Below are 10,860 nucleotides of genomic sequence, written 5' to 3' on the forward strand. Positions count from 1 at the left end.
ATGACTGACAATACCGCCCGCGAAGGCAGCCAGATCCTGGGTGCCACCGAAGAAGCCAGCGAGTTCGCCAACCTGCTGCTACAAGAGTTCAAACCCAAGACCGAGCGTGCCCGCGAAGCCGTGGAAACCGCTGTGCGTACATTGGCCGAACAGGCTCTGGCGCAAACAGACCTGGTGTCCAACGACGCGATCAAGTCGATCGAATCGATCATCGCCGCCATCGACGCCAAGCTCACCGCCCAGGTCAATCAGATCATCCACCATCAGGACTTCCAGCAGCTGGAAAGCGCCTGGCGTGGCTTGCACTACCTGGTCAACAACACCGAGAGCGATGAGCAGCTCAAGATCCGCGTGCTCAACATCTCCAAGCCGGACCTGCACAAGACCCTGAAGAAATTCAAGGGCACCGCGTGGGACCAGAGCCCGATCTTCAAGAAAATGTACGAAGAAGAATACGGCCAGTTCGGCGGCGAACCGTATGGCTGCCTGGTCGGCGACTACTACTTCGATCAGTCGCCTCCGGACGTCGAGTTGCTGGGCGAGCTGTCGAAAGTCTGCGCGGCCATGCACTCCCCGTTCATCGCTGCGGCCTCGCCGACCGTGATGGGCATGGGCTCGTGGCAGGAACTGTCGAACCCGCGCGACCTGACCAAGATCTTCACCACCCCGGAATACGCCGGCTGGCGCTCGCTGCGTGAATCGGAAGATTCGCGCTACATCGGCCTGACCATGCCGCGCTTCCTGGCGCGTCTGCCTTATGGCGCCAAGACCGACCCGGTGGAAGCTTTCGCCTTCGAAGAAAATACCGACGGCGCCGACAGCTCCAAGTACACCTGGGCCAACGCCGCATACGCGATGGCGGTGAACATCAACCGTTCGTTCAAGCACTACGGCTGGTGCTCGCGCATCCGTGGCGTGGAGTCCGGTGGTGAAGTGGAAAACCTGCCGGCCCACACGTTCCCTACCGACGACGGTGGTGTGGACATGAAGTGCCCGACCGAAATCGCCATCAGCGACCGCCGTGAAGCGGAGCTGGCGAAGAACGGTTTCATGCCGCTGCTGCACAAGAAAAACACCGACTTCGCCGCGTTCATCGGCGCTCAGTCGTTGCAGAAACCGGCCGAATACGACGACCCGGACGCCACCGCCAACGCCAACCTGGCCGCGCGCCTGCCGTACCTGTTCGCCACCTGCCGTTTCGCGCATTACTTGAAGTGCATCGTGCGCGACAAAATCGGTTCCTTCAAAGAGAAGGACGAGATGCAGCGCTGGTTGCAGGACTGGATCCTCAACTACGTCGACGGTGACCCGGCGCACTCCACCGAAACCACCAAGGCCCAGCACCCATTGGCTGCCGCCGAAGTGATCGTGGAAGACGTCGAAGGCAACCCGGGGTACTACAACTCCAAGTTCTACCTGCGCCCGCACTACCAGCTCGAAGGGCTGACCGTGTCGCTGCGACTGGTATCGAAACTGCCTTCGGCGAAAAGCGCCTAACCCACGGATGAGCTGGCTCTTCTGTGGGAGGGGGCTTGCCCCCGATAGCATCACTGGGGTGTGACTGACACACCGAGGTGCCTGCATCGGGGGCAAGCCCCCTCCCACACAAAGGCACTGCCCATTTGGAGTTACTCAAATTCAGTGGCAAGCGCCACACAGGGAGAAAACATGGCTGTTGATATTTTCATCAAGATCGGCGACATCAAGGGCGAGTCCATGGACAAGGCCCACAAGGACGAAATCGACGTACTGAACTGGAGCTGGGGCATGGCCCAGTCCGGCAACATGCACGTGGGCGGTGGTGGTGGTGCAGGCAAGGTGAATATCCAGGACCTGTCGCTGACCAAGTACGTCGACAAAGCTTCGCCGAACCTGATGATGCACTGCGCCAGCGGCAAGCACATCGACAAGGTCAAGCTGACTGTGCGCAAGGCCGGTGGTGAAAGCCAGGTCGAGTACATGGTGATCAACCTGGAAGAAGTGCTGGTCACGTCCCTGAGCACCGGCGGTTCGGGCTCCGATGATCGCCTGACCGAGAACGTCACCCTGAACTTCGCCCAAGTGATGGTTGACTACCAGCCGCAGAAAGCCGACGGCACCAAAGACGGCGGTGCAATCAAGTTTGGCTGGAACATCCGTTCCAACACCAAGCGCTGATAGCCCTGGTGGCCGTGGTCTCATGCCACGGCCACTAGCCCTGCCCCTCAGAACAATCGTCCCTCTCACAACCCGTCCGTGGAGCTGCTTTGGTGGTAACTGAAATCGCTTCCCGCGACCGTCTGCAAGCGTCCTTGCTGGACCGGCTGACTGACGACGACCCAACCAACCCCAAGGAAAGCGCCGACAAACGCGTGCTGTCCCTGACCCAATTGAAAGCCTCGGTGCTGCGCGACCTGGCGTGGCTGCTCAATACCACGTCGTTGCTCGATGCCGACGCCACGCTGCACACCCCGGCCGGTACCTCGGTGGTCAATTACGGCCTACCTGCATTGGCGGGCAACAGCGTTTCCAGTGTCGACATCAAGGCTCTGGAAGCCCTGATCTACCAGGCGATTGCCACCTTTGAACCGCGCATCCTTCGCCATACCCTGCGGGTGAAGGCCCGCGTCGGCCATGGCGAGATGAATCACAACGCCCTGAGTTTCGAGATCGAAGGCGACCTGTGGGCGCAGCCAGTGCCGTTGCGCCTGTTGCTGCAAACCGACCTCGACCTTGAATCCGGCCACGTGCGCGTGGTCAATGCCGACCAGCGGAGACGCCCATGAATCCGCGTCTGCTGGAGCTGTACAACCAGGAACTGCATCACGTGCGCGAGAGCGCCGCCGAGTTCGCCAAGGAATACCCGAAGATCGCCAGTCGGCTGACGTTGTCTGGCATGGACTGCGCCGACCCGTATGTCGAACGTTTGCTTGAGGGCTTCGCTTACCTCACCGCCCGCGTACAGCTCAAACTCGACGCCGAGTACCCGACCTTCACCCACAACCTGCTGGAAATCGCTTACCCGCACTACCTGGCGCCGACCCCGTCGATGACCGTGGTGCAATTGCAGACCGACCCCGACGAAGGCTCCCTGGCCAGCGGTTTCCCGCTGCCGCGCGACACCGTGTTGCGTGCCGCCCTGGGCCGCGAAACCCAGACCTGCTGCGAGTACCGCACCGCACACCCGGTGACGTTGTGGCCGTTGCAGGTCAGCAATGCCGAGTACTTCGGCAACCCCGCCGCCGTACTCGGTCGCCTGGCCGCCAGTGAGCCGAAAGCCAAGGCCGGCCTGCGCCTGACCCTACGCACCGGCGCCGAATTGCCGTTCAACAGCCTCGACCTGGACAACCTGCCGCTGTACCTCAGCGGCGCCGACGAGCAGCCGTTCCGCCTTTACGAACAACTGCTGGGCAACGCCTGCGCGGTGTTTGCGCGCAAGCCCGGTGGCGATTGGGTTGAGCGGTTGCCCCAGGACGCACTGCGCTCCCGGGGTTTCGACGATGCCGACGCGGCTATGCCGGTCGTTGCGCGCGCATTCCAGGGCTATCGGTTGTTGCAGGAATACTTCGCCCTGCCCCACCGTTTCCTGTTCGTCGAATTCGCCGAACTGAGCCGCGCGGTCAAACGTTGCGACGGCCAGGAGCTGGAGCTGATCGTGCTGTTCGACCGTCACGAACCGAGCCTGGAAGGCAGCGTCGGCGCGGCGCAATTCCTGCCGTTCTGCACCCCGGCGATCAACCTGTTCCCGAAGCGCGTGGACCGCATCCACTTGTCCGACCGGGTCAACGAGCACCACGTGATCGCCGACCGCACACGGCCAATGGATTTCGAGATTCACTCGCTGAGCGGCATCACCGGCCACGGTACTGGGCCAGAGCAGCCATTTTTGCCGTTCTATGCAGTACGCGATCCATCCCGTTATGGCCGCGACCAGGCGTACTACACGGTGCGTCGCGAGCCGCGCGTGCTATCCAGCGACCAACGCCGCAATGGCCCACGCTCTACCTACGTGGGCAGCGAAACCTTCGTCAGCCTGGTGGACAGCCGCCAGGCGCCCTACGGCCACGACCTGCGCCAACTGGGCGTGACAGCGCTGTGCACAAATCGCGATCTGCCGTTGTTCATGAGCGTGGGCAATGGCAAGACCGACTTCACCCTCTCCGACAGCGCGCCAGTTTTATCCGTGCGTTGCGTCGCCGGCCCAAGTCGCCCGCGCGCCAGCCATGCCCATGACGCCAAGGCCTGGCGCCTGATCAGCCAGTTGTCGCTCAACTATTTGTCCCTGAGCGAACAAGGCCAGGGCGCGGGTGCCTTGCGCGAATTACTGCGCCTGTATGGCGACAGCAATGACGCCGCCCTGCAATTGCAGATCGAAGGTCTGCGCGACGTCAGCAGCAAGGCCGTCACCCGGCGCCTGCCGATGCCCGGACCGATCGTATTTGGCCGCGGTCTTGAGATCACATTGGAGTTCGATGAAAACGCGTTTCGCGGTACCGGCGTGTTCCTGCTCGGTGCGGTGCTGGAACGCTTCCTGGCACGCTACGTGTCGATCAACAGTTTTACCGAGACGGTGATCCGTACCACCGAACGCGGCGAGATCATGCGATGGAAAGCCAAGCCCGGGCGTCGTCCGACCCTGTGAGTACTTTGGATGCGATGCATCAGGAGCCCTGGGAATACGATTTCTTCCAGGCGTTGCGGCGTATCGAGTGCGAATCGCCGGACCTGCCGCGCCTGGGCCATTCCCTGCGCCTGGCAGACGACCCGCTACGCTTGGGGCAACAGGCCGATTGCACCTTCGCCCCGGCCACCCTGGCGTCGGTCGACCCCGGCGGCGATGGCAAACCCGCACGCCTGGAGCAGTTCTTCTTTGGCCTCGGCGGCCCGAACGGCCCGTTGCCGCTGCACATCACCGAGTACGTACGCGAGCGCCAGCGCAACAATGCTGACAGTACCAGCAAGCAGTTCCTGGACGTCTTCCACCACCGCCTGCTAAGCCTGTTTTATCGGGCTTGGGCCGAGGCGCGGCCGACGGTCAGCCATGACCGACCGGATGATGACTACTGGTCTGCACGCCTCGCCGCCTTAAGTGGTCGAGGCATGCCGAGTCTGCTCAACCAAGGGCTGATTCCCGACACGGCGAAGCTGCATTACAGCGGTCACTTATCAGCGCAAACCCGTTACCCAGACGGTTTGAAGGCAATCCTCGGCGAGTATTTCGGCCTGCCGGTGGAGATTGAAGAATACGTCGGCCAATGGCTGGAACTGCCAGAGCGCAGCCGTGTGAGTGTCAGCGCCAACCGGCTGGGTGTGGACTTTTGCCTGGGCAGCCATGTGTGGGACCGCCAGCACAAATTCCGTATCCGCCTGGGCCCGCTCAAGCTGGACGACTACATGGGCATGCTGCCCGGCAGTCAGCCGTTCAACGAGCTGGTGGCGTGGGTGGCCGAGTACCTGGGCCATGAATTGGACTGGGACTTGAACCTGGTTTTGCAACAACCCGAAGTACCGGCGCTGCAACTCAATGGCCAGTTCCGCCTGGGCTTTAACACCTGGCTCGGCAATCCCGAGCATGACGCCAACGACCTAATCCTGGCCCGGCATTACGCCGATCAAGCCACCACCTCAAGGAATCCAGAGCATGGGTGAAATCAGTCGCGCCGCACTGTTCGGCAAACTCAACAGCGTGGCCTACAAGGCCATCGAAGCCGCCACCGTGTTCTGCAAGTTGCGGGGCAATCCGTATGTGGAACTGGCCCACTGGTTTCACCAGTTGCTGCAACTGCAGGACTCGGACCTGCACCGCATCATCCGCCAGTTCAACGTCGAGCCGGCGCGCCTGGCCCGTGACCTCACCGAAGCCCTAGACCGCCTGCCGCGTGGCTCGACGTCGATCACCGACCTGTCGTCCCATGTGGAAGAAGCCGTGGAGCGCGGCTGGGTATACGGCAGCCTCATGTTCGGCGAAAGCCAGGTGCGCACCGGTTATCTGGTGCTAGGCATCCTCAAGACGCCAAGCTTGCGCCACGCGCTGCTGGGGTTGTCTTCGGAATTCGAAAAGATCAAGGCCGAGGCACTGAGCGAGCGTTTTGATGAATACGTTGGCGACTCGCCGGAAAACGCCTTGAGCGCCAGCGACGGCTTTAACGCCGGTGTTCCAGGCGAGGCCAGCGGCGCCATGGCACCGAGTGCGATGGGCAAACAGGAAGCCCTCAAGCGTTTCACCGTCGACCTGACCGAACAAGCTCGCAGCGGCAAGCTCGACCCTATCGTCGGCCGTGACGAAGAGATCCGCCAACTGGTGGACATCCTCATGCGCCGCCGCCAGAACAACCCGATCCTCACCGGTGAAGCCGGCGTCGGCAAGACGGCCGTGGTCGAAGGTTTCGCCCTTCGCATCGTCGCCGGTGACGTGCCGCCTGCACTGAAAGACGTGGAACTGCGCAGCCTTGATGTCGGCCTGCTGCAAGCCGGCGCCAGCATGAAAGGCGAGTTTGAACAGCGCCTGCGCCAGGTCATCGAAGACGTCCAGGCCTCGCCCAAGCCGATCATCCTGTTTATCGACGAAGCCCATACCCTAGTAGGTGCCGGTGGCGCCGCCGGGACGGGTGATGCGGCCAACCTGCTCAAGCCTGCCCTCGCCCGTGGCACCCTGCGTACCGTGGCGGCCACCACCTGGGCCGAGTACAAGAAGCACATCGAGAAAGACCCAGCGCTGACCCGCCGCTTCCAGGTCGTGCAAGTTGCTGAACCGTCGGAAGACAAAGCTCTGCTGATGATGCGCGGCGTGGCATCGACCATGGAGAAACACCACCAGGTGCAGATCCTCGACGAAGCCCTTGAAGCCTCGGTAAAGCTGTCTCACCGCTATATCCCGGCGCGCCAGTTGCCCGATAAATCCGTAAGCCTGCTGGACACCGCCTGCGCCCGCGTCGCCATCAGCCTGCACGCCGTACCGGCCGAAGTGGACGACAGCCGCCGCCGCATCGAAGCCCTGGAAACCGAGCTGCAAATCATCGCCCGCGAGCATGCCATCGGCATCGACATTGGTGCGCGCCAGAGCAACAGCGAAACCCTGTTAAGCGCCGAGCGTGAGCGCCTGGCGACCCTGGAAAGCCGCTGGGCCGAAGAGAAAACCCTGGTGGATGAATTGCTCGCCACCCGTGCCACCCTGCGTGAAAAGGCCGGGGTTGTGGACAGCGATGCGGGTAACAACGAGAGCGATGAGTTGCGTGCGAAACTGGTCGATCTGCAACAGCGACTGACCGCGCTGCAAGGCGAAACTCCGCTGATCCTACCGACCGTGGATTACCAGGCCGTGGCCTCGGTGGTCGCTGATTGGACCGGTATCCCGGTGGGCCGCATGGCTCGCAATGAACTGGAGACGGTGCTTAACCTCGACCAGCATCTGAAGAAACGCATCATCGGCCAGGACCACGCCCTGCAGATGATCGCCAAGCGCATCCAGACCTCCCGAGCCGGCCTCGATAACCCGAGCAAGCCGATTGGCGTGTTCATGCTCGCCGGCACCTCCGGCGTGGGCAAGACCGAAACCGCCCTGGCCTTGGCCGAGGCCATGTACGGCGGTGAGCAGAACGTGATCACCATCAACATGAGCGAGTTCCAGGAAGCTCACACGGTGTCGACCCTCAAGGGCGCGCCACCGGGCTATATCGGCTACGGCGAAGGCGGCGTGCTGACCGAAGCAGTGCGGCGTAAACCCTACAGCGTGGTGCTGCTGGACGAGGTGGAGAAAGCCCACCCGGACGTGCATGAAATTTTCTTCCAGGTGTTCGACAAAGGCGTGATGGAAGACGGCGAAGGCCGGGTGATCGACTTCAAGAACACCCTGATCCTGCTGACCACCAACGCCGGTACCGAGCTGATTTCCCGCGTCTGCAAAGACCCGGCGAACATCCCCGAGCCAGAAGAAATCGCCAAGGCCCTGCGTCAGCCATTGCTGGAGATCTTCCCGCCTGCCTTGCTTGGCCGCCTGGTGACGATCCCCTACTACCCGCTGAGCGACGAGATGCTCAAGGCGATCACCCGCCTGCAACTCAACCGCATCAAGAAGCGCGTGGAGAATACGCACAAGGTCGCCTTCGACTACGACGACGCGGTGGTCGACCTGATCGTCTCGCGCTGCACCGAAACCGAAAGCGGCGGGCGCATGATCGACACCATCCTCACCAACAGCCTGCTGCCGGACATGAGCCGTGAGTTCCTCACGCGCATGCTTGAGGGCAAGGCGCTGGCGGGTGTGCGCATCAGCAGCCGGGATAATGAATTGCACTACGACTTCAGCGACGCCGAATAACGACTGTTGGAATGCAATGCAAATGTGGGAGGGGGCTTGCCCCCGATGGCGGTGAATCAGTCGCCTGATACCTCAACTGACACACTGCTATCGGGGGCAAGCCCCCTCCCACATTTGAACTCAGTTTCTTCGGTTATTTAGTCATTTTCGAGACGCCCGATGCTATTCAACCAAGCCTCACGCCTGGCCAAGATCACCAGCCCCCTCGGGCCGGATGTGCTGCTGCTCAATGAAATGGGCGGCGGCGAAGAGCTGGGCCGCCTGTTCAACTATGAGCTGCAACTGACGTCCCTGGACGCCAACATCGACCTCAACCAGTTGCTGGGCAAGCCGATGAGCGTCGGCGTGCAACTGGCGGACGGTGGCGAGCGGCACTTCCACGGAATCGTCGCGCGTTGCAGCCAGAACATCGATCAGGGTCAGTTCGCCAGTTATCAGGTGACGCTGCGCCCGTGGTTCTGGCTGCTCAGCCGCACCTCCGATTGCCGGATCTTCCAGAACCTGAGCATCCCGCAGATCATCAAGCAGGTGTTCCGCGACCTGGGTTTTTCCGACTTCGAAGACGCCCTGAGCCGGCCGTACCGCGAGTGGGAGTACTGCGTGCAGTACCGCGAGACCAGCTTCGATTTCGTCAGCCGCTTGATGGAGCAGGAAGGTATCTACTACTTCTTCCGCCATGAACAGGACCGTCACGTGCTGGTGCTGGCCGACGCCTATGGCGCCCACACCACGGTGCCAGGCTACGCGTCTATCCCGTATTACCCCAAGGACGAGCAGCAGCGCGAACGCGACCACATGCACAACTGGCACCTGGCGCAGGAAGTGCAACCGGGCTCCCTGGAGCTCAACGACTACGACTTCCAGCGCCCCAGCGCCAGCATCGACGTGCGCTCGGCCATGCCGCGCCCGCACACTGCCGGCGACTACCCGCTGTACGACTACCCCGGCACCTACGTGCAAAGCGCCGACGGCGAACACTACGCGCGCACCCGCATCGAAGCCCTGCAAACCCTGCATGAGCAAATCGAGTTCGCCGGCAACGCGCGCGGGCTAGGTTCTGGCCACCTGTTCAGCCTCACCGGCTTCAGCCGCCAGGACCAGAACCGCGAATACCTGATCGTCGGCTGCCGCTATTACATCGTCCAGGAAAGCCTGGAAAGCGGCGGCGGCTCGGGCTCGGCGCAGTTCGAAAGCAGCCTGACCTGCATCGACGCCCAACAAAGCTTCCGCCCGCTGGCCAACACCCACCGCCCCATCGTCAAAGGCCCGCAGACCGCCTTGGTTGTAGGCCCCAAAGGCGAGGAGATCTGGACCGACCAGTACGGCCGCGTAAAGGTGCACTTCTACTGGGACCGCCACGACCAATCCAACGAAAACAGCTCGTGCTGGATTCGCGTATCGCAGTCCTGGGCTGGCAAGAACTGGGGCTCGATGCAGATTCCACGGATTGGCCAGGAAGTGATTGTCAGCTTCCTCGAAGGCGACCCCGACCGGCCGATCATTACGGGGCGCGTGTATAACGCTGAGCAGACCGTACCCTACGATCTGCCGGAAAACGCGACCCAGAGCGGCATGAAAAGCCGTTCGAGCAAGGGCGGCACACCGGCCAACTTCAATGAAATCCGCATGGAGGACAAGAAGGGATTGGAGCAGTTGTACATCCATGCCGAGCGTAACCAGGACATCGTCGTCGAAGTGGACGAAAGTCACTCAGTAGGGCATGACCGCAATAAGAGCATTGGGCATGACGAGGTAGTGACGATTGGCAACGACCGCGTGCGTGCGGTCAAGCATGACGACATGCTTATGGTGGGGTTCAGCAAAACCGACGCCATCAGCAAGAGCTATCTAATTGAAGTGGGCGAAAACTTGCGCCTGGTTTGTGGCAAAAGCGTGCTGGAGCTCAACGCCAGCGGCCAGATCAATCTCACTGGTGTGCAGATCAATGTGTATTCCGAAGGCAGCTCGGAGATCAACACCGGAGGTAATTTGCATTTGAACATTGGTGGCAAAGGCGGCACCACCCCCATGGGCCAAGGGGTCAAGGGTGAAATCGACGCGGCCGTCAATTCCATGTTTCCTAAGCCGCCTTCCGGCCAATAACGAGATTCCGTTTCATGACCTATCAACTTAATGAACTGCAATTCACGCTGCCCAGCGATGACGTTCAGGATGCTTCCATCAATATCCTGAAGTTCGCCGCTCTGGGTACGTCGTTGATCGTCAGCCGTAGCCTTCTAGGTGATGGTGAGACGCTGCAAAGCAACTTCGAAGAGCAACTGGCGAAGCTGGAGAAGCAGGTACAGGACCTGCGCTACCAACCGGCCAAGGCACTTCGTGTAGGCGCGGCGCAGGATATAGACGCCATCGAAGTGCATAACCAGTTCAGCAAGGGCACCGAGCGTATCCATCAATACCAGTTAGCGCTTGTGATACCCGGCACTCGGCAGATGCTTGCCCTGAGTTATGTCAAAGCCCAACCCCTGGGCGATGCTGAAAGCGCCCATTGGGCAACCATCAAAAACACCTTGCAGCTGAATCCCAAGCCTTGAAGTCCCTAATCC

General features: G+C 61.4%; 8 protein-coding genes. All 8 read left to right on the plus strand.

Annotation, left to right across the window (positions count from 1 at the left end; genetic code table 11):
* Positions 1–1,497, plus strand: a complete 1,497-nt coding sequence (gene tssC, locus G9Q84_RS05920) for a type VI secretion system contractile sheath large subunit (RefSeq protein ID WP_032884437.1) — start codon at positions 1–3, stop codon at positions 1,495–1,497.
* Between the two features lie 171 nt (positions 1,498–1,668).
* Positions 1,669–2,157: an Hcp family type VI secretion system effector gene (locus G9Q84_RS05925; RefSeq protein WP_017735732.1), complete on the plus strand. Its 489-nt coding sequence runs from the start codon at positions 1,669–1,671 to the stop codon at positions 2,155–2,157.
* A gap of 92 nt (positions 2,158–2,249) precedes the next feature.
* Positions 2,250–2,765 carry a type VI secretion system baseplate subunit TssE gene (gene tssE, locus G9Q84_RS05930; RefSeq protein WP_181643020.1) on the plus strand — a complete coding sequence of 172 codons (516 nt, stop codon included), beginning with the start codon at positions 2,250–2,252 and terminating at the stop codon, positions 2,763–2,765.
* On the plus strand, positions 2,762–4,621 hold the full coding sequence (gene tssF / locus G9Q84_RS05935) for a type VI secretion system baseplate subunit TssF (RefSeq protein WP_095185221.1): 1,860 nt from the start codon (positions 2,762–2,764) through the stop codon (positions 4,619–4,621). The genes tssE and tssF overlap by 4 nt, the downstream gene beginning before the upstream one ends.
* Positions 4,585–5,628 carry a type VI secretion system baseplate subunit TssG gene (gene tssG / locus G9Q84_RS05940; protein ID WP_032884439.1) on the plus strand — a complete coding sequence of 348 codons (1,044 nt, stop codon included), beginning with the start codon at positions 4,585–4,587 and terminating at the stop codon, positions 5,626–5,628. Before tssF ends, tssG begins: the two co-directional genes overlap by 37 nt.
* On the plus strand, positions 5,621–8,296 hold the full coding sequence (tssH, locus tag G9Q84_RS05945) for a type VI secretion system ATPase TssH (protein WP_181643021.1): 2,676 nt from the start codon (positions 5,621–5,623) through the stop codon (positions 8,294–8,296). The genes tssG and tssH overlap by 8 nt, the downstream gene beginning before the upstream one ends.
* A 159-nt stretch (positions 8,297–8,455) precedes the next feature.
* On the plus strand, positions 8,456–10,399 hold the full coding sequence (locus G9Q84_RS05950; protein ID WP_181643022.1) for a type VI secretion system Vgr family protein: 1,944 nt from the start codon (positions 8,456–8,458) through the stop codon (positions 10,397–10,399).
* 14 nt (positions 10,400–10,413) lie between these two features.
* On the plus strand, positions 10,414–10,848 hold the full coding sequence (locus tag G9Q84_RS05955; RefSeq protein WP_150055750.1) for a DcrB-related protein: 435 nt from the start codon (positions 10,414–10,416) through the stop codon (positions 10,846–10,848).
* Positions 10,849–10,860 lie beyond the last annotated feature (12 nt).

This window comes from Pseudomonas sivasensis, from assembly GCF_013778505.1.
In the GTDB taxonomy this organism is placed as follows: domain Bacteria; phylum Pseudomonadota; class Gammaproteobacteria; order Pseudomonadales; family Pseudomonadaceae; genus Aquipseudomonas; species Aquipseudomonas sivasensis.